General features: G+C 62.3%; 29 protein-coding genes. 2 read left to right on the top strand and 27 right to left on the bottom strand.

Annotation, left to right across the window (positions count from 1 at the left end; all coding sequences use genetic code 11):
• Positions 1-6: 6 nt before the first annotated feature.
• The 3 genes from F627_RS0112180 to F627_RS15765 form a co-directional block, all read right to left on the bottom strand.
• Complete coding sequence (locus tag F627_RS0112180) at positions 7-669, bottom strand: helix-turn-helix transcriptional regulator (RefSeq protein ID WP_019584176.1); 663 nt, start codon at positions 667-669, stop codon at positions 7-9.
• 44 nt (positions 670-713) lie between these two features.
• Positions 714-1,166, bottom strand: a complete 453-nt coding sequence (locus F627_RS0112175; RefSeq protein WP_019584175.1) for a hypothetical protein — start codon at positions 1,164-1,166, stop codon at positions 714-716.
• Positions 1,167-1,585: 419 nt separating this feature from the next.
• A complete protein-coding gene (locus F627_RS15765) occupies positions 1,586-1,984 on the bottom strand; it encodes a DUF4031 domain-containing protein (protein ID WP_019584173.1) in 399 nt (132 codons plus the stop codon).
• A 220-nt stretch (positions 1,985-2,204) separates the two neighbouring features.
• On the opposite strand from F627_RS15765, the gene F627_RS0112160 reads away from it, so the two are divergent.
• Positions 2,205-3,134 carry a hypothetical protein gene (locus F627_RS0112160; RefSeq protein WP_026332103.1) on the top strand — a complete coding sequence of 310 codons (930 nt, stop codon included), beginning with the start codon at positions 2,205-2,207 and terminating at the stop codon, positions 3,132-3,134.
• Positions 3,135-3,232: 98 nt separating this feature from the next.
• On the opposite strand, the gene F627_RS0112155 is transcribed toward F627_RS0112160, so the two are convergent.
• The 22 genes from F627_RS0112155 to F627_RS0112050 all read right to left on the bottom strand — a co-directional run bounded on the left by F627_RS0112155 (position 3,233) and on the right by F627_RS0112050 (position 13,738).
• The gene (locus F627_RS0112155; RefSeq protein ID WP_019584171.1) at positions 3,233-3,496 is read right to left on the bottom strand and encodes a hypothetical protein; all 264 of its coding nucleotides are present in this window, start codon (positions 3,494-3,496) and stop codon (positions 3,233-3,235) included.
• Positions 3,493-3,729 carry a hypothetical protein gene (locus tag F627_RS0112150; protein WP_019584170.1) on the bottom strand — a complete coding sequence of 79 codons (237 nt, stop codon included), beginning with the start codon at positions 3,727-3,729 and terminating at the stop codon, positions 3,493-3,495. Before F627_RS0112150 ends, F627_RS0112155 begins: the two co-directional genes overlap by 4 nt.
• A 179-nt stretch (positions 3,730-3,908) precedes the next feature.
• The gene (locus F627_RS0112145) at positions 3,909-4,229 is read right to left on the bottom strand and encodes a hypothetical protein (protein ID WP_019584169.1); all 321 of its coding nucleotides are present in this window, start codon (positions 4,227-4,229) and stop codon (positions 3,909-3,911) included.
• Positions 4,230-4,587: 358 nt separating this feature from the next.
• Entirely contained in the window at positions 4,588-4,908 is a 321-nt protein-coding gene (locus F627_RS16625) for a hypothetical protein (RefSeq protein ID WP_231370157.1), read from the bottom strand.
• A gap of 10 nt (positions 4,909-4,918) precedes the next feature.
• On the bottom strand, positions 4,919-5,155 hold the full coding sequence (locus tag F627_RS0112135; RefSeq protein ID WP_019584167.1) for a hypothetical protein: 237 nt from the start codon (positions 5,153-5,155) through the stop codon (positions 4,919-4,921).
• 95 nt (positions 5,156-5,250) lie between these two features.
• Positions 5,251-5,622, bottom strand: a complete 372-nt coding sequence (locus tag F627_RS0112130; RefSeq protein ID WP_019584166.1) for a hypothetical protein — start codon at positions 5,620-5,622, stop codon at positions 5,251-5,253.
• Between the two features lie 143 nt (positions 5,623-5,765).
• Positions 5,766-6,050: a hypothetical protein gene (locus F627_RS0112125; protein WP_019584165.1), complete on the bottom strand. Its 285-nt coding sequence runs from the start codon at positions 6,048-6,050 to the stop codon at positions 5,766-5,768.
• Positions 6,050-6,361, bottom strand: a complete 312-nt coding sequence (locus F627_RS0112120; RefSeq protein WP_019584164.1) for a hypothetical protein — start codon at positions 6,359-6,361, stop codon at positions 6,050-6,052. The genes F627_RS0112125 and F627_RS0112120 overlap by 1 nt, the downstream gene beginning before the upstream one ends.
• A 244-nt stretch (positions 6,362-6,605) precedes the next feature.
• Entirely contained in the window at positions 6,606-7,073 is a 468-nt protein-coding gene (locus F627_RS0112115; RefSeq protein WP_231370156.1) for a hypothetical protein, read from the bottom strand.
• 210 nt (positions 7,074-7,283) lie between these two features.
• Positions 7,284-7,943 carry a hypothetical protein gene (locus tag F627_RS0112110; RefSeq protein WP_231370155.1) on the bottom strand — a complete coding sequence of 220 codons (660 nt, stop codon included), beginning with the start codon at positions 7,941-7,943 and terminating at the stop codon, positions 7,284-7,286.
• A 2-nt stretch (positions 7,944-7,945) separates the two neighbouring features.
• Positions 7,946-8,287, bottom strand: a complete 342-nt coding sequence (locus tag F627_RS0112105) for a hypothetical protein (RefSeq protein ID WP_019584161.1) — start codon at positions 8,285-8,287, stop codon at positions 7,946-7,948.
• Positions 8,284-8,583, bottom strand: a complete 300-nt coding sequence (locus F627_RS0112100; protein ID WP_019584160.1) for a hypothetical protein — start codon at positions 8,581-8,583, stop codon at positions 8,284-8,286. The genes F627_RS0112105 and F627_RS0112100 overlap by 4 nt, the downstream gene beginning before the upstream one ends.
• A gap of 67 nt (positions 8,584-8,650) precedes the next feature.
• Complete coding sequence (locus F627_RS0112095; RefSeq protein WP_019584159.1) at positions 8,651-9,022, bottom strand: hypothetical protein; 372 nt, start codon at positions 9,020-9,022, stop codon at positions 8,651-8,653.
• A gap of 148 nt (positions 9,023-9,170) precedes the next feature.
• Positions 9,171-9,551 carry a hypothetical protein gene (locus tag F627_RS0112090; RefSeq protein WP_019584158.1) on the bottom strand — a complete coding sequence of 127 codons (381 nt, stop codon included), beginning with the start codon at positions 9,549-9,551 and terminating at the stop codon, positions 9,171-9,173.
• Between the two features lie 144 nt (positions 9,552-9,695).
• Positions 9,696-10,016 (bottom strand): hypothetical protein, encoded by a 321-nt coding sequence (locus F627_RS0112085; protein ID WP_019584157.1) that lies wholly within the window; start codon positions 10,014-10,016, stop codon positions 9,696-9,698.
• A 71-nt stretch (positions 10,017-10,087) separates the two neighbouring features.
• On the bottom strand, positions 10,088-10,477 hold the full coding sequence (locus F627_RS0112080) for a hypothetical protein (RefSeq protein ID WP_026332101.1): 390 nt from the start codon (positions 10,475-10,477) through the stop codon (positions 10,088-10,090).
• Between the two features lie 91 nt (positions 10,478-10,568).
• Entirely contained in the window at positions 10,569-11,054 is a 486-nt protein-coding gene (locus F627_RS0112075) for a hypothetical protein (protein ID WP_019584155.1), read from the bottom strand.
• Positions 11,055-11,455: 401 nt separating this feature from the next.
• The gene (locus F627_RS0112070; protein ID WP_026332100.1) at positions 11,456-11,743 is read right to left on the bottom strand and encodes a hypothetical protein; all 288 of its coding nucleotides are present in this window, start codon (positions 11,741-11,743) and stop codon (positions 11,456-11,458) included.
• Positions 11,736-12,197, bottom strand: a complete 462-nt coding sequence (locus F627_RS17030) for a hypothetical protein (protein WP_231370154.1) — start codon at positions 12,195-12,197, stop codon at positions 11,736-11,738. The genes F627_RS0112070 and F627_RS17030 overlap by 8 nt, the downstream gene beginning before the upstream one ends.
• 177 nt (positions 12,198-12,374) lie before the next feature.
• Positions 12,375-12,893 (bottom strand): hypothetical protein, encoded by a 519-nt coding sequence (locus F627_RS0112060; protein ID WP_019584152.1) that lies wholly within the window; start codon positions 12,891-12,893, stop codon positions 12,375-12,377.
• A gap of 51 nt (positions 12,894-12,944) precedes the next feature.
• The gene (locus F627_RS0112055; protein ID WP_019584151.1) at positions 12,945-13,211 is read right to left on the bottom strand and encodes a hypothetical protein; all 267 of its coding nucleotides are present in this window, start codon (positions 13,209-13,211) and stop codon (positions 12,945-12,947) included.
• Complete coding sequence (locus F627_RS0112050; RefSeq protein WP_155987127.1) at positions 13,208-13,738, bottom strand: hypothetical protein; 531 nt, start codon at positions 13,736-13,738, stop codon at positions 13,208-13,210. The genes F627_RS0112055 and F627_RS0112050 overlap by 4 nt, the downstream gene beginning before the upstream one ends.
• A gap of 399 nt (positions 13,739-14,137) precedes the next feature.
• Here F627_RS0112050 and F627_RS0112045 point away from each other — a divergent pair, with 399 nt between their 5' ends.
• Entirely contained in the window at positions 14,138-14,800 is a 663-nt protein-coding gene (locus F627_RS0112045) for a hypothetical protein (RefSeq protein WP_019584149.1), read from the top strand.
• Positions 14,801-14,939: 139 nt separating this feature from the next.
• On the opposite strand, the gene F627_RS0112040 is transcribed toward F627_RS0112045, so the two are convergent.
• A complete protein-coding gene (locus tag F627_RS0112040) occupies positions 14,940-15,704 on the bottom strand; it encodes a hypothetical protein (protein WP_019584148.1) in 765 nt (254 codons plus the stop codon).
• A 176-nt stretch (positions 15,705-15,880) separates the two neighbouring features.
• Positions 15,881-16,684, bottom strand: a complete 804-nt coding sequence (locus F627_RS0112035) for a hypothetical protein (RefSeq protein ID WP_019584147.1) — start codon at positions 16,682-16,684, stop codon at positions 15,881-15,883.
• Positions 16,685-17,036: the final 352 nt, after the last annotated feature.

The following is a 17,036-nucleotide window of genomic DNA, read 5'->3' as shown; positions in this document are numbered from 1 at the left end:
CTGTTCCTAGCTTCCATTTGCCTGTTGGTTGCACAGCCCCATCAGTTGGCGTTCGTCGCTCGTTCGAAACTCCACCGCCTTTCCAATCACCGTCTGCTTCTCGTTCGGCGACCACCGGGTCAGCGAAGCCTCTCCATTGGGTGGTTCGCCGGTTCGAACCAGCACCGCATCGCCCGCTCGGAGGTGTTCGGTCTCCACCAGGAGTATGATCCCGGTGCTTCGATCCTTCCGATCATCCCCCACGTTCAGCGCGAACCGGGGAGGGCCGTGCTGCGCCCGAAACCCTGGCCCCACCTCAGTGAAGCCTCGGGTTGGCCCGGCACCCGCGGCGCACGCGTACTGAATCAGCTCTTCGCTCAGAACTTCTTGCCGGGTCAGGATCGGGACCCGGGTCCACGGGTTCGCGTTCGACTTGGTCGATGGCAGAGCCTCCGGGCTCAACGTCTGATCCATTGCCCCTCGCGAAAAACCCAGGCGCTCTTCCACATGCCGGGCGGAGTTCTCCCCCATGTTTCTTCGGCCGGTGAGCATCTGCGAGATATAAGAGGGCGCCCACCCCACCGCTTCACCCAGCGCCCGTTGGCTCTCGAAATGATCGACGAGGGCTTCAAGGTTGGCCTTTCGGGCCGCCAACGCCCCCTCGATCGGTTCTCTCTGAACTCGTGGCATTGGACCCCCCAGGTGCGCGCGATGAATGGGTGTCGGTTCAGGGGTCAGACTGACCCCGTCTTCCGGCTATTCTTCTCGATGCCTTCCAGCAATTCGATAATGCGCGCCAGGACAAAGGCCGCCAGCCCCGCCACGAAGGCCCAGATAAAGACGCTCACGATCACCGATGCCATATTGGGCGGGGCGATCTCCCGGGTCATCGCGACCCCATAGAGCACCCATACCAACGGGCCCATCACCCCCAGAATGCGCAGGATCTCGGGCAGGCGCCACGGGGCCGCCACGTACTCGTTGGTTTTCTTCTTGAGATCGTTGGTGCCTTCCTGATCCAAGGCCGGAGCCTTCCCATCCTGAATCGACGACCGAATCACCTCGGCTTCCGGCTGTTCGTCGATCAATTTCGCGATCGCTCCATCCGGGTGGCCCGCCGTTTCGGTGGTGAATTCATGCTCCTTGTCGGAACCCGGGAGCGTGTAGGTCAGTTTGACTGTGGTCATTTTTCGTCTTCCCTTTTGTTGAACACGGTTCCGATCGTGCCCGGTTTTTCTTCCTTGTCGAGTTTTAAGCGTGCTGGAGGCTATTGCCTGCGTTGATGCCGCTTTTGTTCCGGATCCCAGGCTGCCTCCCGGAGCAGGCGGGTGAGGTCCTCTATGGCCCCCGGATGATCCGGAGCGCAGCGCACCCAATTCTCCCCCTCGACGCGGCGGACATACCACCCGAATTCGCGACATTCCATGACCCCGGGCCAAAACCCCGTCCAGACCAGTCGCTCGAAGCCCTGGGTGTCGCATTCGCACGACTGGTACGGGACCCCGCAGGCCGGGCATTGCTCCAGCACACAGGCCGAATGATGATATTCCCCCGGTGCAACCCCGCAGCCTGGGCAATCCATCTGGCTCTCCCACAGCGGCATAGGCTAGACGCTCCGGGTTCGTGGTTGCACTGCCCGCGCGGTGTCCTCTCCGGTGCCGGCGCAATCCGTCTGGAACTCGGGTGGCCCGGCACTGGGCGCCGCCATCCCTCGAGCGTCTTCACTGTTTGCTTTGAACAGCGACGCTTCATGCGCTCGGCGGCGTTGCCGGATCCGCACCGCCTCACGGCGCGTAATCTCGATCGCGCCATGCAGTACGGCCAGCTCGCGCCGGGCGAGGGCGACGTCGTAGTGGCTGCGCCAGGTTCCAGGGGATTGATGCCAGCGGCGGTGCAAGCCGATACGCTCGGCCATCGCGTGCAGTTCGTCCTCGGTGTCCGCCAGCATGTGGCAGATCACCATCCGGCCGAACGGGATCTGGGTGTCGTCGACGTACACGGCCATCCTTGACCTCCTTCGCATCCTTGCTTGAGGGGCCCGGCCCAATCGCCGGGTTATGCCCCGACTGTAACGCCACTGCACCCCCGATAGGGAGGGGCTCCGGCATCAAATCGACAGATTGCGGCCACCGTGCGATGGTTTCTTCCAGTCGAGCCTGGATGCTCTCTACCGGTTTTTTCAACGGAAGCAGGGGTCCGTAACCCCGTTTTACGAGGACCACAGAATGCCTTACTCCTACGCCGGCTGTTTGCCGTCGAACGATCTGCGCGATGCGCTCAACCACATCAAGGACTACGAGCGGCTTGCCCGACGTCTCGGCCCCGCTTTCGTGGGCGATTCCATCGATACGCTATTCGCGCTTCCAGGGGAGGATCTGGATGAGCTTTTTGAGTGTTACCGGTGCGCGTTTGGGTGGAAGGCGTACAACTACGCGGTCGAGACGTTTCCCCGCTGGCGATCCGGCCAAGTGAAGATGTCCGGGCAGACCGCCGAGCGCTTTCTTAACCTGATCCCGCAGCATGTCCCCGAGGCGGATCAGCTCGCCCTCATCCAGAAACTGTGCCGGCACCATTCGACGCCGCGGCATGAGTCCGTGGAGATCGACCGGAACAACCCCGATTCTATCCGCCCCCAGATGCATGCGGCTATGGTCCGAATCGCCAATGCCTCGGCGGTTCGGGGTCTCCCGGAACCTGTAACGGATACCATGTACTGGCTGAAGAGCCCAGAGGGTCGGAAGCGTCGTGCCCTGCTGGCGGACATCGAGCGGCAGGATCATCAGTCCGCTCAGGAGAGGGTCGAGGAGCGCTGGCCCACGATTGCGACGTACGTCCAGGAGCACAAGGCACAAGGTTCCACTGACACCTTCAGTTTCCCGTCCGGCTCTCTACGGGTTTTCACCCGCCGCATGCCCGCGTTCCTGGTGTTTTCGACGGCGGTATACCGGACTCTCAATCACCCGGATATCCTGGTGTTGCGCGCCTGGCGGGACGGCCCGTTGCGCGAGCGCTGGTACAGCACCCCTCTGGCCGGTCTCTATCGCCTCCTGAGTCCGTTCGGTGCGGTGCTTCTGCGTATCGCGCCCTTCCTGCGACCGCTCGCTCGTCGGGCCCTTGGAGGGATGGCCCGCAAAGCCAGGCGGGTGGGTGCCTAATTCAGACCCGCCATGAATAAGCGGTGGCTGGCGGCCCAAGGCCGAGGTTTCTATCGCGTCGACCTGGACTGGCGCGTGGCCCGGCTCCAGATACGCCGTCAGCAACTCCCGGCTTTCTGGTTCATACCGGTGAGCATCTGCAACACCTCCCGGATCTGATCGAGATCGAGATCGCGGAAATAGGCATCGGCCTTGTCGATGCCCTCGGGCGTTGGGTCAAACATCACCCCGATCGACGCCACCTCGTAGCCGGGGGGCTGGGCATAGAACAGAATCCTGGGCTCACCGTGCGCGGTCCGGTTGCGAATAGCGATCACCTGACCCCATTCCTCCAGCTCGAACTCTCGGGCGATTCGCTTCATGCTCGGGTTTCCTGTCCAGTGGGGTATTCGTCTGCATACTCGGGGTCGCCATACAGGACCCAGCCGATCACGGCATCCCAATCGCGCACCATCTTGCGACCGGACCCGTCTGCGCCGAGGCGCAGGGTGGCCTTGCCGCCACGCTGGCGGTCCATGACGCGGTAGAAGGTCCCTTTCGGGCTTCCCCATACCTGGCCGACGTGGAAGGAGTTCACGCGTTTATCTGGAATCATCCTGGTTCCTTTCTTTGATGGGTTCGCGGTCAGTATCCGCCGCGCCCGCTTTCTGTCGATTTTTCTTGGGTGGGGCTCAGGCGGCTCCACGCAGAGTCGGGGGTTCCTTTCAGACGATCAATCGTTATCACCGTCTTCCTCCGGTGGATGCGTCAGCCCCCGAGCCACGACTTCGTTTGTTAGGCCCCGTCTCCGGGTTCCTGTACCAGGCGCCAATAGTGGCACTGTTCCTTGCGCATCCCCGGGTGCGCATGCACGCAGTCCTCCGGCTTCCCCTCATCGAGGACGCAGCCATCAGGCTGCTCCCCGGGGACGAGGTCGCAGTGGCATCCGTATGGCGCAGCGGGCAGCGTGTTCTCGTCGAACATCGACCGGATGGCATCGGCGGCATCGTACATACCCAGTCGATTCGCCACGGCGAGCAGGTCGCGCAACTGTTCGGATTGGGAATCCTGGCGCTGGGACAGGACAGGGATCGCTTTTAGAATGTCGTCTCTCACGGTCTTTCACTCCGGCCTTGGGCCGTTTCCTTGAAGTTCTTTCAGGCTACCAAGAGGGGTGTGTCTGTCGATTTTTCGAGCGGGCTGCCTGCGCTTCCCCTTCACGCATGGCCTGGCAGACATTGTGTAGTCCGATCATTCGGTGAGCGGTGAGAGCGGCGGTTGTTTGGCAGTCGTTTGGCAGGACCCCCATCAGCCGCGACAAAATATCCCGGTACCCACCAGACCCCTCAAGGACCTCGATGCAGTTGAGGGCGATGTGCCGGGCTTCCTCTTCTTCCAGGGGCCAGGCCCCCTTCAGGAGGCTTTCGGTTCTCTCGATCAGTTCACAATCCATCGGCATACTCGACAGTCCTTCTCAGTCGGCGGTGTCACCGGCGTTGGGCGAGGGTTGGGGCTCGGATCTTGATGGGATCTCAAAACTCCCAATGGACTCTGTGGTATGGGCGTTTCGTTGAAACGGCCAGTCGTAGACTGTGTCCCCGCTGGTGGTTTCCACTCCATGCAGAAGCCATGTCCCTGTAAGCAGAAGCACCGCCGGCAAGAGGAAATGCGCTTTCCAATGCTTTCGTTCCAGCTCGCGCCGCCACCACAAAAGGACCGTGACCACTGCCAGGATGCTTCCGATGAGCAGCGACATCGACGCGACAGAAAGCACATCCGCGTAATTGTATTTCACCGATACACCCCTAGCGCTCCAGGTCTTCACACAACTCGGGGCGGAGTGCGCGTAGCATCCTCTCCGCCCGACGCTCGTTGCGCCAGTGGTCGATTGCCCGCTCGAACGCCGCGCCCGCTCCTTGTTCCGCCGCTTCGGCGTCCTCGAAGGGCATCTCGCGTGGGGGCACATAGACCGCTACCCGTACCACCTTCGGGTGAAGGAGGCGGCCTAGCTTAATCAGGAACAGGGCTAAACGTTCACGCATGATCCCCCCCTGGCACGAGCGCCCTCATTGACTGGCGCTCGCGCCGCTTTTCCTTCTTGTCAGGAGAATGGGTTACGGCCAGAGGCAGGGACCGTCTATACAGGTTCTCCGTCGGAACCCAGGGTTCCCTCTCGGATCATGTCGAGCCGGCTTTCGTAATACTTCACCTCTTTCCCGGCTTTGAAGGCGAAGTAGCGGCTGAAGGCCCGGTACGCAAAGTACAGAGGAACCAGCATGGCCAGCAAACCAAAAAACACATTGAACATCCCGACGAGGGCGAAAACCAGTGGCGCCATAAAGAACGTATGTGCCAGGCCGGTCCAGATGAACGGCTTTGACGAGGCCGCGATGTAGTTCCGGACCATTGCTTTCGCTTCCGTCTGATCCGGGCGGGCGCCCATCTGTATTACCACCGGGATGATTTCGTTCTTGAATCGATCATCCCACTTCTTGTTCTGTTCAGTCATATCCGCTTCCTTTCCGTATGTTTTTGGCATTACATCAACCCCATGGTTGACGATTGGACTTTACCAGATCCTCCCACCTCTAGTGATCTACATTTTCGCCTCCAAGACCCTTCAGGCGCTTCCTTTTCGAGCCGCATCGAAGTTCAACCATTCTGAACGGTCTCCTGCATCACCTGGATCTTCTCGCTGAAGCGGCGCTGCCGATCCCGGATTTCCGCCAGGTCACAGCGGGCCTCGAGGGCCAGGTCGCGGCTGACCCCGCGCTGGGCCATCTCGTCGATGATGCACTCCGAGCACGGAGAGCCCGCGCGCATCTTTAGACCGCGACCGCAGGGGCAGTCCTCGTCCCATGGGGCGGCGCTCTGCTCGTAATGCTTGCGCAACTCCCAGATCAGCGCCGAGAAGCTGGCCTGCTTCAGGTCCGTCATCACGCGGCCCCCTTTATCAGATCTGCACGGTGCTCCGGGCTCACAAACACGTACTCGATCGCGCTGTGAACGATGTAATAGCACGGGCGCCCCCTGAACTGACTCTTGTGGAAGCTGACCGCGTGATCCGTATCCAGACGAAGACCCGGGGGGCACTGATCGTAGCCGAGCATCTCTCTGGCCCGGGTCCAGTCGCAGCGGCGCCGGAACGTGCGGGCGGACACCTCAACCGACCCATCAACCATCGCATCGATCGCTTCAGCGTCATCGTCCACGCAGCACGTCAGGTACTCGAATCGGGTCTGTACCATGTTTTCTCCTGCCGGCTTCGGGCCGGTTCCGTTGAATGAGGCTTCAGCGTAGCGAACCGGCCGGATCTGTCGAGTTTACGGCGCCGCCTTCCCCGAACCCTGTCGTCAAGATGGATCTCATAGCCCCGAAGCGCTACCAGGAGCATGAGCGAGACCAGTAGCATGACGTGCCCACCAATCTTCCATTTCATCACTATTCGTTCGGTGTAACGGTGAAATCTTCCGGCTCGATGCCGCTGACTTTTTACTCGAGTGACCGAGGGGTCATCCGCTCCTGTGCAGCCCTGATTGACTGAAGAAGCTCCGCCACAGGTAGCGCCGCATTGACGTATTGCTCATACTTCGCCTCAATGCTTGAAAACTCGGCCTCCTGGATGCACATCGGCCTTTCGTTGCTTCCGTATTTGCAACCGGCCTCCAGTTTCTCCAGAACGATCGCGTGCAGCTCCGGTTGCTCCTCGACCATCTGCCCCAGTCGTTCGTATTCCTCGCTAGTGATCTCGTCCCCCAGGTTCGGGTTGAGTGCGGCAGTATAGAAGGACACTGCCAAAAACAGGCCGGCGGCCATGAGCCCTATGATGAGTGGCATTCTTTTCTCCTTTTTTGAATGAGAAGAGTGCGGATGGTTGATCTCCATCTTGAACGCTTTCTTCCTGTTGTCGATTTTCCATGGCCTTCTCGAATCCCGTTCGCGCTTTTTGCGTTCCCGCACGGCCTGCTGCTCAGCCAGTAACGCTTGATCGCAGGCTTCCGCTTCGGCGCGGGCCCGTTCGATTTCGGCGGGCGTATCTCGCCCCGCCTTCGCCGCAAACGAACGATGGATGATTTACCCATCAACGCACCGGCGGACGATGAATCCGTAGTTTCCCCAGGGGGAGTGCGTTTTCGTGAAGTCTCGCATCGTGTTCTCGTTCGACTGGGGCTAGTCCGCCCCCTCGATCACTGCCTTTAGGTGCCGGTAGGTCAGGGGCGCGGCCGCTTCACCCTCCGGGGCCCGCCACTGCGGGCATTCCTGATCCATTCGGGCGCACAGGGCCTCCCACCCCCGCGCTAGGGCATCCCATTGCGGGCTGGCGGCGCGCAGTAGGTGAAGGCCCTCGGGGGCCGCTTCCGGCACCTGATCAATCAGTAGACGGCACCGGCGGAGATCGGCCGGGTCATGCGGGTAGTGGATGGCCTCCGGAAAGCCTGACCCCATCACCTGGTCCTTGAGAGCGCCCGCCAGCGTGTTGGCGGACAGCCCCGGCTCGCCATGGGCGCCCCAGTGACGCAGGCGCTCCATAACCGGGGCCTCCGGCCCCGGGGCGCTGGCTTTGGCGTCCTCGTCCAGTGCCCGGGTCCGGGCCGCCAGCGCATCCGGCGGGCCGATGAAGAAGGTCCACCCGGTCCGGGCGGCCAGGTCCATACTCAGATTGAGGTCTTCTTCCTCCTCCGACAGACCCCGCATCAGGGCATTGAGCAGCCGCATGGACACCCCGTTGGGGGCTTCGATGCCGATGCAGCCATCGGGCATCTCATGGACGGTGAACCGGTTGGGTGCGGGTTCACCGTTCCCTTGAAACGTCACGCAATCCGACATCATGCTTACCCCTCCCTGGGTGTTTTCGTTCGGCGCGAGGCATCGAGCAGATCGACGATGCGCTGTCCGGGGCTGTTGTGCAGGACGTGCTCCAGAAGATCCGGGTTCTCGGCTTCCATTTCCTCGAGGCTGGCGACCAGTTCTCGAGCGCGCTGCACCGCGGGGTTCTCGTCCAACGCCTGAACGAACGTTCGGGCAGCGCCCGCCAGCAGGGCGACGGTGTCCCGGTCGACCGGGGCGGAATGCCAGTCCTCTCCATCGGTGGTGAGATGCAGGTTGATCCCGGCCGCTGTGCGTTCTAGTCGAACTTCACGCAACCCCCGCTGGCGGATCACTTCCCGATTCACGAGGACTCCTTGCGCTCGAAACGCTGCTTTTCCGGGTTCCAGGCGGCCTCGGCGTAGAGCCGGTTCAGATCGGGCTCCTCGCGCCCGTTGATCGTGATCGTCCAGCCGAACTCTCGACATTCCGCCTCACCGGGCCATTCCCCCATCCACGGGACGGGCGGGCAATCATGGATCGCACAGCCGCACGACAACAACTGGAATCCGCAGGCCGGGCAGCGCTCCACATCGCAATCGGGTTCGTGATATTCGCCCGGGGCCACATTGCAGTCCGGGCAGTTCTTGGTGGTGCAGGTCATGTTCGATTCTCCGTTGTGTCTCTATGAGATCCCGATTCCGTGGGCTGTGGCTCGAGCCGGTATCGCCTCAATCCCCGTGCAGGCCCTCGTGCTCGGCATACGGATATTCCGCATCCGCCTTGGCGCGCTCCCCCTTGCGGGTCGCCATCTCGAGATCGCGCCCCGGCGCCAGGATGAACGTCCCCGTGCGGCCGGTGTGGTGGCGATCGACGGACAGGCGTTCGATCTTGCCCTGCGCCTCCAGCCACGCGGCGAACCCGATATTCGGGGTCATGCCGGGGGCGGGCGCTTCTCCGGCTGCCACAGCGTCCACGTAGGCCTCGCCCAACGCGAACAGGTCCAGATCCTCCAGCGCGCGGGCGAACACGTCCACGCCAAAGTCGTCGAACTCCCCCGAGTCGAGGGTGAAGATGCGGTCCTTCTCGATTGAATAGATCATGGTGTTCTCCTGCCGGCTTCGGGCCGGTATCCGTGATGGGTATAACTCCAGAATAGCCGAGGAGGGCGGGGTGTCGATTTCTGCTCCCACCCTCCGTCGATCCGCCTTTCGGTGGGCTCTCGCTCGGATGTTTCTCGAGAACTCGGGGTTACTCGCCCCGATGGAACGGCTCGAACGGGCAGCGCGCCGCCGGGGCTGGCGTGATTCCGGTCGGTACCGCATCGTCCCAGCTCAGGCCGCAGGACAGACACGTCACCTTGTCGCGGGCCTCGTCGCCCGGTTGCAGCGGGCGCACCTCGAAGTCGTCCGGGATGTCCTCGGGGGCGAGGCGCGTCTGGAACGTGCGCACCGTTTCCTCGGCATCCTCGATTTCGGGGGCGGCCAGGGTGACCACCCACCAGTCCTCGTCCAGTCCGTCGCCGTATTCATTGGCCGCCTCGGTATCCGCGAACGGGCCGATATGGCTCAGACCGTCGACGGGGTTTCCGACGATGAGGATGGCCGGGCTGATGTCGTTGATCGTTTCCATGGGGATTCTCCTGCCGGCTTCGGGCCGGCTCCGTTGAATGAGGCTCCAGTGTAGCGAGGCGCCCGCATCCGTCGATTTCCTCGATCGCACCTCCCGCCATTGCTGGCGGGGCACTCCCCGTGTCTCACCCCGACTCGGAGCGCGCTACATCCTGATGGCTGTCTCCTTCGCCACCTTGCGGCAGGTGGCGTGACCACCGGGAGCAGGGCCGACATCCGAGGGCAGGATGCGCCCCGTCCCGGGGTCCACGACACTCAGATCAAAGTCCTCCAGTCGCTCAACCGCGACGGTGCGGTGAAACGCCTCCAGCGCCCACAGGTACGCATCCTCGTCGCGCAGCGCACGGGGAATGTCGCTGACCCGGTGCGCGCCAGGTACTGAGCGGTCGGCCGGTTCGGTGATGTCGCCGCTGGCGGTCGCCAGGATCAGGAGTGATCGTTCGGGATATTCATGCGTACCGGACATCAGCAGGAAAAACTCCTCGCGCCCGAACCCCGGGACGCTGTGACTGTGTGGATGGGGCTGCTGGCGGTCGTTCAGTCCAGCGGGTCCATTTCGCGGAGCAGGAGGGTCACGAGCCACGGTGGAAGGTCCGTCCCGGTCTTCTCGCACGATACACCGCCGATCCACTCGCCACCGGTCGGGTCTTCATCCTCGTCCAGCAGCCTACCGGCCTCCGTGTCGATCACGAAGATCGCGAGGTCTTCAACGAAGGCGATCCCCTGGCTCTCATGGAATGCCTCCAGCGCGTAGTAGGCGGCTTCTTCCTCGGTCACCCGATCCGGGATGCCGTCTACGCTGTAGACGCCCGGGATGGCGCTGTCATCGCCTTTGAATTCATCCCCATCCGGCGGCAGCATGTGGCGCTCGGGCAGCACAACAACAAGGACGTTGCGGTAGGGCGTTTCCGTGTTCATTTGCGACATGGTGGTGCTCCTTTTCTGACTGAGGGCCGGGCCCGCCTGGTCGATTCCCGGCGGTTGGTCGTATGGAGTGAGGGCGTCTCGGTTCGCAGACCTATCGGCTCACGGCGGAATCGGCGTGGAACTTCTCGGCCTCGATGTAGTGCTCGATCATCTCTCGGCGCGCGCGGGTCGACATGCCGCGCCAGTAACCATCCTTGCGGGAAAAGAACAGCGCCGCATGGTCACCTGAATTCACTCCGATCGTGGCCTGCAAACGGCCAAGGGCCTCGTCGAATTCGGGGGTGTTCATGTCGAACTGCGTCACGGCATCGATCGATTTCTGGACCTCGGGGTTTGCGCCGAAGTCATCGGGATCTGGAAGCCCCATGAAGAATTCGGTATCGGAGCCTGCCTTGAGTAAGCCATAGGCGGCTTCCAGCGGCGAAATCGTCACGATCTTCTTGTCGCTCGCATCGGCGATGATTGCACCCGTGTCTGCTTCCTGCGCCAGCTTCCCGAACGATTGGTCCAGCATCTCCTCGCTCTCGGCGTAGAAGGTCACGGTGAAGGTCTTGCGGTAGTAGTTCTTTTGAGACATGGAGCGCTCCTTGCCGGCTTCGGGCCGGTATCCGTTGATTGAAACTCCAGCGTATCGAAGACGCCGGATCTGTCGATTTTTTCGGCGGACATAAAAAAGGGGCGCATCGCACCCCTTTCTGTTGCCCGTTTTCAGGCCTCAGCCATCGTTGTTAGGCCGTTGCATGGCGCACCTCCTGGTCGGTTTGAGTGATCGGCGAAGGGGTGAGGAGTGCCGTACCGGACCGGCGGGGCTAGTCGATGGAGACCCCCACATCTCGCGCCAGACGATCGCTGGGCTTTTTGCCGGTCAGAATGCCATCCGCCCCTCGTGAGCTTCTCGACTATCACTGATCTCCTCCTTGAATCTGCTTGGTCCTTTCGTAACACCACGCCTGCCCGGTGTGGGTCCGCAGGCGAACCCTACGTGTCCCGGTTCTCGCAGGACACCCAGCGTATCCGGGCGGTACCCGGCTCGGGTGTGGCTTTCAGCAGGGTCTTTCGAGACAGGACTTGCACCGCTCCGTCCTTCTTACCCACCTCAACCGCCTGGATCTCGTAGTGGTACCGCGCGCTGTGGGCGAGGTAATGACTCCGCGCCATGCGCTTGATCGGCTCCATCCGGGCATAAGGGGTCGATTCCCAGTCGGGTGATGCCGCGGGCGGGACCGGATAGCGGTAGGCTCGGAAGAGGTAACCGGATTCAGCCATCACCATGTGCCTCGCTCGCCGCTTGCTCGGCCGCCTCGATGGCGGCATCCACCGCGGCCTCACGGGTGGCGACCGTCGAGAGATCGGCCGTGAACGGGACTCGGACCGCCAGCGCAGCGCTCCGGTCTTCCTCCGACTCCTGATCCACGCCAAAACGCAACCAGGCGCCGTGCCTCACCAGGAAACGGCCGCGTCGCGCATCCTGCGCCTGATTCGCATCTTCGTGGCCCACTTCGGACACCGAGGGCAGGGCGGCCATCAGGTCCGCGACTTCATGCAACCAGTCCTGCACGTCGCTGACGTCCCACATATACGCCTCGGGGTCTTCCTCCGCGCCGAGGACCTCCGCCAGCTCAATCAGGATCTCGTGGAGTCGTGCGCCCGATCCTTCGGGTAGGTTTGTCGGTGTGGTCTGTTCCATGCGGTCTTCCTTGTTCTGACTGTTCGCTTCCATGCTATCGGCCACTTGCGATCTGTCGATTTATTCGCCCGTCAGCGCACACCGCGCCAGGGACGCGGTTCAAGATTACGGTGCATGTATAGCGGGTGCCCGGGCTGCCCGGCGCCCGTCACCTTCATGGTCCATACCCCGCCGGCGTTTGTCTGAAACATCGACCGGCTCATCTCTATATCAAGAGCCGTCTTGATGGTCGTCGGCCTTCGAGGTTTTTCCGCTAACCATATACCCGCGTGGATATGGATAATCAGTGATTGTCTTCCCACCTTTTGTGACCCCCGGATGTGGCCCGATTACCCGGCTCACCAATAAGGCTCCGAACAGAATAGTGATTGCCAATGCGAAAGACGCAGCGCCTTGCGGATCCTCGAGAGCCACCCTGTAGAGGTCGTCGCCAAAATGACTGACCATCCACAGCGCGATCACCAGGAACATTACCCCTCTGGCAAGACTGTAGATTCCGTCGACAAGCGGGGCCAAGCCGTTTCCTGGTTGGTACGAACCACTGATGACGATCTTTATCGCGGATGCGAAAATCACCGTCGCCATGTAAACCGGTATCCCGATCTGTAAAACCAAGTTGTAGGTGTCTTGCGCGAACCCTTTTGGCGGCTCCCCCATTGATAGCGAAAGGGTCACCAGCAATATGCCGTAGCTCGCCACCTTCACGTAACCCCAGATCGAATCATTCATAAACACCCGTCCCTTTTAGATGATGAAGATGTCCGTGCGCCCTGGGCGCTATTACCCGACAAGCCGGCCGAATACCTGAACCCGCCGTGCCCAGGCTCGGAAGCTCTCGTCCGGCCCCACCATGGAATGGATCAGCTCGCCTCGGGATCGGGCGATCCCCACGACCTTGCCGCGTACCCCGTGTTGCACGAGAACCCAGCCCCGCCAGCCGTTCTCCTGGAACACCGCCAGGCGCAGGGCCGTGAAGAAATCATCGGCGCGGTCGGCCGGGTGCTGCCGGCGGATACAGGGGCGGTACTTCTTATGATGACTGCTCATCCCGGCTCCGAGGTGTCCAAGTCCGCCAGCGCCTGCCAAAGCGCCTGCACATGCTCGGCACTCACGACCATTCCATCCTCTCCGCTGTCGTGCCAGTGCTGGATGGATCGCGCGGCCTCGACCACCGGCTGCATGGACTCCACACGGTACGCATCGGCCGCCATTTGTCGAATCGCTTCGGGAAGGCCGCCTTCGCCATCGTCGTTCATCCAGGGCTGTGCAACAGCATCGAGCACCTGAACCAGGTTGGCGTATTCGCGAATGAAGTGGGGTGCCGGCTCTCGGCCGGGCGGGGGCGGGCAGGAGCGCCAGTGGGTCGCCGAACCACCCTCGCTGACTACCCCTCGGTCCGTCGACCAGGCGTGGCCCAGACGCTGGAGCGTCGCAGCCTCAGCGTCCTGCACCCAATAGGCATCCGGAATCCGCCCACGCTCCGGGATGTAGAGGTCCACGCGGGTGCCATCTCTTGGGGCCTCGTGAATGGGCCGCCATTGATCCGGGGATCGGGGGGTACTCGTTTCGGTCATCGTGTGATCGCTCAATGTGTCCATCCTTGTCCTTCTCTCGGCTGTGAGCGCGGCCGGCTGATTGATCTTCCAGTATGCCGATTCGGGGCCGCGCGTCGATTTCTTCCGCTCCCCTTTGACACCCTCCCCGCGGCCGCCGCGCTATACCCGCTGAAGCTGGGGCTGCTCACGCCTTTTGGGTGCGTCCGGCGGCCCACTTTCCCTCGGCCCGACGCTGGCCTACCATGTCCATAATCCTCATGTGCACATGGTTCCAAACGAATCCGCACAGGCGCCATCCTTCAACCGCATGCAAGCAGGCTTTCCTTGTCCAAAGAACACGCCCTACTGAACACGCCCCCGGCGGACGGTACCGACCCATCCACCCGTCGATCCGCAGGGCCGAATCCGACACCCCCGATGCAGGCGTCCATCCAGGCGGGATGGGCCTCCCCGCTGGGGGAGAGGTGTGCTCACGCGTTACTCGATCCGTTCGAGAAGTCCGTCCTTTTTCTTTGCCGCTTCGCCCATGAACACCTCCGACACGACACCCCGGAGCACCGCGTCGAGCAGATGGAGGCCCTGATTCACGGATACATGGATCGCCTGTTCCCATCCGGTCTACTGGATCAGCGCCAGGATAAGGTGGAGAGCCTGCTGCTGGCGGAGGGGCTTGATCCAGAGACGATCTACACGGACGCGACGCCCTTTGATTGTTCAGTTCAAACGCAACTGGGGGAGCGCCTGGTGAACACGATCCGCGCGGCCGATCGCTATTCCGCGCTGCTGGCGATGGGCCGCGCGCACGACCTGATCACCGACAAGCACCACAAGGGCGAGTTCTTTCGGTACAAGCGGTCACTGGAGAAGCTGGTCAACAAGGTCCAGCTCACTCACAAGCGGGCTCGCTATCCAGGGGCTAACCCCCTGGTCGATTCCGGTGACGTACGCGGACTCACCCAGTCGCAGTTGGACACAGTGCCGAACGGCAAGGGTGTCGTGCAGTACGCCTTCGCTTCGCCCGGTCCGAAACGCCCCCCGAAGGGCAATACACGACACGGCATGCAAACCAGCTGGCGGTGAGATCCGGCGACCCCTTCTATCAGCCCTAAGACCTTCTCTGCCATCTTGTGGGGGTCTTTCGGGCGACATCGATCGTACCGTCTCCATGGAACCCCCTCGGGCGAGAGGGGGCCGCATTCGACATCTCTCGATGGACGCTTCAATCCACCTCGATCACATCCTCCAGCCCGGCATCCTCGTACAGCTCCTTGGCAAGCCATCGGTGCCCGAAGAACTCGATGACCTCTTCCTCGGTGTCACAGACACACCCGCTGTGACGGTCGCGCTCGCCCTGCCAGCGAGTGCGCCCGATCTGGTGGCACACGAACCTGCCGCCCTGGGTCTTGTACAGGGCCAGTTCGGTCCAGCGTCCGGTCTGCCCGCTATAGCTGCTTCCGTGGGCGTTGTTGTCGGTGCTCGATGCCGATGCGATCCGCTCGCCGGTGAAACGGATATCCGGGGCGTTGTCGATCTCCAGGGTGATCGTTTCCATGTCGCTTTCCTCGTCTACGTCGATGTCGTCGGTCTGCGCGATCTGAAGATCGCTGTAGTCAATGCACTTGAAGTCTTCATCCAGGTAATCCGCCAGCTCCGCGGCCGACAGCGGATCGCCGTCTTCATCCACCACCGTGGCGCCTTCCACGGACCACACCATGTCCTGACCTTCGATGCCCGTCTTGAGCGTTTCCGGCTGGTACAGGTCGTAGTTGAAACTTTCGGTGTAGGTGATCCGGATGCCTTCACAGGTGGAGGTGAGTTCGGCTGCTCCGAATTCGTGCGGGATCGCCGCCTGGTAGGGGTCGCCATCATCGTCCCACTCGTCGCGGGTCTGGGTGATTCTCGTGATGACCTCGATGTCCTGCTCTCGGGTCCAGGTGCCGTTCTCCACGAGCGCCTCGAACTGCGCGATCGATAGTGTCTTCATGCTGTTCCCTCGTCATTCCCGGTGTCGCCGCCGGGCGCGGCTGTGGATGTCTTCCACGGATCTAGCGTAGCAAAGCGCAGGCGTCCGTCGAGTTTTGGGTGTGTCCTGGCTCCAGACACAAAAAACCCGCGCCGCCGGAGCGACACGGGTCGGGGGGTGCTTCCTTTCTCGGGGCGCTATGCGGCCGTCGCCTCCGGATCGCGGGGCTTGAAGAACCCGGGCCCCACCAGATCTTCTTCTCGCGGCCGCCCAAACCCTTCCTCTCGTTCCTCGATCATCACGCCGAACGCCAGTTGGATGGCTCGGCGCCAGAATCGCGGGGCCTCACTGATCGCGCCGCCGTCGTCCTCGTCAATCGCTACGTAGGCGAGATAACCCACCTCCCCATGAATCGATCCATCGCTCATGCGCACGCCACCCTGTTCCCAGATCGCTTCGAACGCCTCCGAGACCGAGGGTTGCTTCTCCGCCTCTTGCAGCGCGACGAGCCCGTCCAGATGACCACAGGCCTGCACGCGGCTGGCGGCCACAAAAAGCGCCTGCATTTCCGCCGGCGCAACGTCGACCCGCAGATCCCCACGGACAAACGCATCCATCATCTGCTCCGGTTTGCGCATCACCAGCGCCACCTCCGCCGCAGTGTGCATGTCCTTTGCGCCGCGGATGCAGGACACCTCGAACCGCACCTCGCCCCGGCCGCGGGCGGTGACCGCCAGCAGGGCGAACCGGGGCGCATCGGTGGCGCGCTGAACCTTGCGCCCGGTTTCCTCGACACCGCACGAAAGCTCCGATTGGTGATCTCGATCAAAAGCCACCATCGGCTCCTGATAGCCCGCCTTCAGGGCGGCATTGCGGGCCCGTTCGATATGCACCCCCTTTGCGCGTTCGGCCGCCTCGACCGCAGTTGAGTAGGTGTAGACGCTCGGGTCTCCAGACGCCGTGTGGCAGGCGAGGGTGACGACTTCGTTGCTCTTTGGCATGACTTACTCCTGTTGCGGCTTCGCGCCGCTTGCGTTGATGGAGTCTCCATCATAGGAATAACCGCCCATCTGTCGATTTTTCGGGCACACCTCCCGCCTCCAGACACAACAAACCCGCATCGCCGGGGCGACACGGGTGGAGTAAGGGGGGGCTCGCCGCACCCCGGTTCACCCCGAACGCGGGTCAGTCCGAGGTGCAGGTGTCGCTTGTCTGGCGGAGCTTGCGGACGGTGTTGTCTCCGCCCCCGGAGTACACATTCCCGGTTGCATCGACCGTTACCGGCCAAACCCAGCTCGTGTGCCCTTCAAAGCTCCAGACCTGATTCCCGTTCGGGTCGATCTTCCGGACGGT

This window comes from Thioalkalivibrio sp. ALE16, assembly GCF_000381305.1.
Lineage (GTDB): Bacteria > Pseudomonadota > Gammaproteobacteria > Ectothiorhodospirales > Ectothiorhodospiraceae > Thioalkalivibrio.
The sequence above is the reverse complement of the archived record's forward strand: the minus strand, read 5'-3'. Positions and strand labels throughout refer to the sequence as shown.

What these genes read in the sequence shown, in the direction of transcription:
- F627_RS0112090 (WP_019584158.1), bottom strand. Translation starts at nt 9,551, where the DNA reads ATGGAAACGATCAACGACATCAGCCCGGCCATCCTCATCGTCGGAAAC.
- F627_RS0112055 (WP_019584151.1), bottom strand. Translation starts at nt 13,211, where the DNA reads ATGAGCAGTCATCATAAGAAGTACCGCCCCTGTATCCGCCGGCAGCAC.
- F627_RS0112050 (WP_155987127.1), bottom strand. Translation starts at nt 13,738, where the DNA reads ATGACCGAAACGAGTACCCCCCGATCCCCGGATCAATGGCGGCCCATT.
- F627_RS0112180 (WP_019584176.1), bottom strand. Translation starts at nt 669, where the DNA reads ATGCCACGAGTTCAGAGAGAACCGATCGAGGGGGCGTTGGCGGCCCGA.
- F627_RS0112135 (WP_019584167.1), bottom strand. Translation starts at nt 5,155, where the DNA reads ATGCGTGAACGTTTAGCCCTGTTCCTGATTAAGCTAGGCCGCCTCCTT.
- F627_RS0112070 (WP_026332100.1), bottom strand. Translation starts at nt 11,743, where the DNA reads ATGGCTGAATCCGGTTACCTCTTCCGAGCCTACCGCTATCCGGTCCCG.
- F627_RS0112045 (WP_019584149.1), top strand. Translation starts at nt 14,138, where the DNA reads ATGCAGGCGTCCATCCAGGCGGGATGGGCCTCCCCGCTGGGGGAGAGG.
- F627_RS0112130 (WP_019584166.1), bottom strand. Translation starts at nt 5,622, where the DNA reads ATGACTGAACAGAACAAGAAGTGGGATGATCGATTCAAGAACGAAATC.
- F627_RS0112100 (WP_019584160.1), bottom strand. Translation starts at nt 8,583, where the DNA reads ATGACCTGCACCACCAAGAACTGCCCGGACTGCAATGTGGCCCCGGGC.
- F627_RS0112120 (WP_019584164.1), bottom strand. Translation starts at nt 6,361, where the DNA reads ATGGTACAGACCCGATTCGAGTACCTGACGTGCTGCGTGGACGATGAC.
- F627_RS0112080 (WP_026332101.1), bottom strand. Translation starts at nt 10,477, where the DNA reads ATGTCGCAAATGAACACGGAAACGCCCTACCGCAACGTCCTTGTTGTT.
- F627_RS0112125 (WP_019584165.1), bottom strand. Translation starts at nt 6,050, where the DNA reads ATGACGGACCTGAAGCAGGCCAGCTTCTCGGCGCTGATCTGGGAGTTG.
- F627_RS0112110 (WP_231370155.1), bottom strand. Translation starts at nt 7,943, where the DNA reads ATGATGTCGGATTGCGTGACGTTTCAAGGGAACGGTGAACCCGCACCC.
- F627_RS15765 (WP_019584173.1), bottom strand. Translation starts at nt 1,984, where the DNA reads ATGGCCGTGTACGTCGACGACACCCAGATCCCGTTCGGCCGGATGGTG.
- F627_RS17030 (WP_231370154.1), bottom strand. Translation starts at nt 12,197, where the DNA reads ATGGAAGCGAACAGTCAGAACAAGGAAGACCGCATGGAACAGACCACA.
- F627_RS0112160 (WP_026332103.1), top strand. Translation starts at nt 2,205, where the DNA reads ATGCCTTACTCCTACGCCGGCTGTTTGCCGTCGAACGATCTGCGCGAT.
- F627_RS0112085 (WP_019584157.1), bottom strand. Translation starts at nt 10,016, where the DNA reads ATGTCCGGTACGCATGAATATCCCGAACGATCACTCCTGATCCTGGCG.
- F627_RS0112155 (WP_019584171.1), bottom strand. Translation starts at nt 3,496, where the DNA reads ATGAAGCGAATCGCCCGAGAGTTCGAGCTGGAGGAATGGGGTCAGGTG.
- F627_RS0112040 (WP_019584148.1), bottom strand. Translation starts at nt 15,704, where the DNA reads ATGAAGACACTATCGATCGCGCAGTTCGAGGCGCTCGTGGAGAACGGC.
- F627_RS0112175 (WP_019584175.1), bottom strand. Translation starts at nt 1,166, where the DNA reads ATGACCACAGTCAAACTGACCTACACGCTCCCGGGTTCCGACAAGGAG.
- F627_RS0112150 (WP_019584170.1), bottom strand. Translation starts at nt 3,729, where the DNA reads ATGATTCCAGATAAACGCGTGAACTCCTTCCACGTCGGCCAGGTATGG.
- F627_RS0112035 (WP_019584147.1), bottom strand. Translation starts at nt 16,684, where the DNA reads ATGCCAAAGAGCAACGAAGTCGTCACCCTCGCCTGCCACACGGCGTCT.
- F627_RS0112075 (WP_019584155.1), bottom strand. Translation starts at nt 11,054, where the DNA reads ATGTCTCAAAAGAACTACTACCGCAAGACCTTCACCGTGACCTTCTAC.
- F627_RS0112060 (WP_019584152.1), bottom strand. Translation starts at nt 12,893, where the DNA reads ATGAATGATTCGATCTGGGGTTACGTGAAGGTGGCGAGCTACGGCATA.
- F627_RS0112095 (WP_019584159.1), bottom strand. Translation starts at nt 9,022, where the DNA reads ATGATCTATTCAATCGAGAAGGACCGCATCTTCACCCTCGACTCGGGG.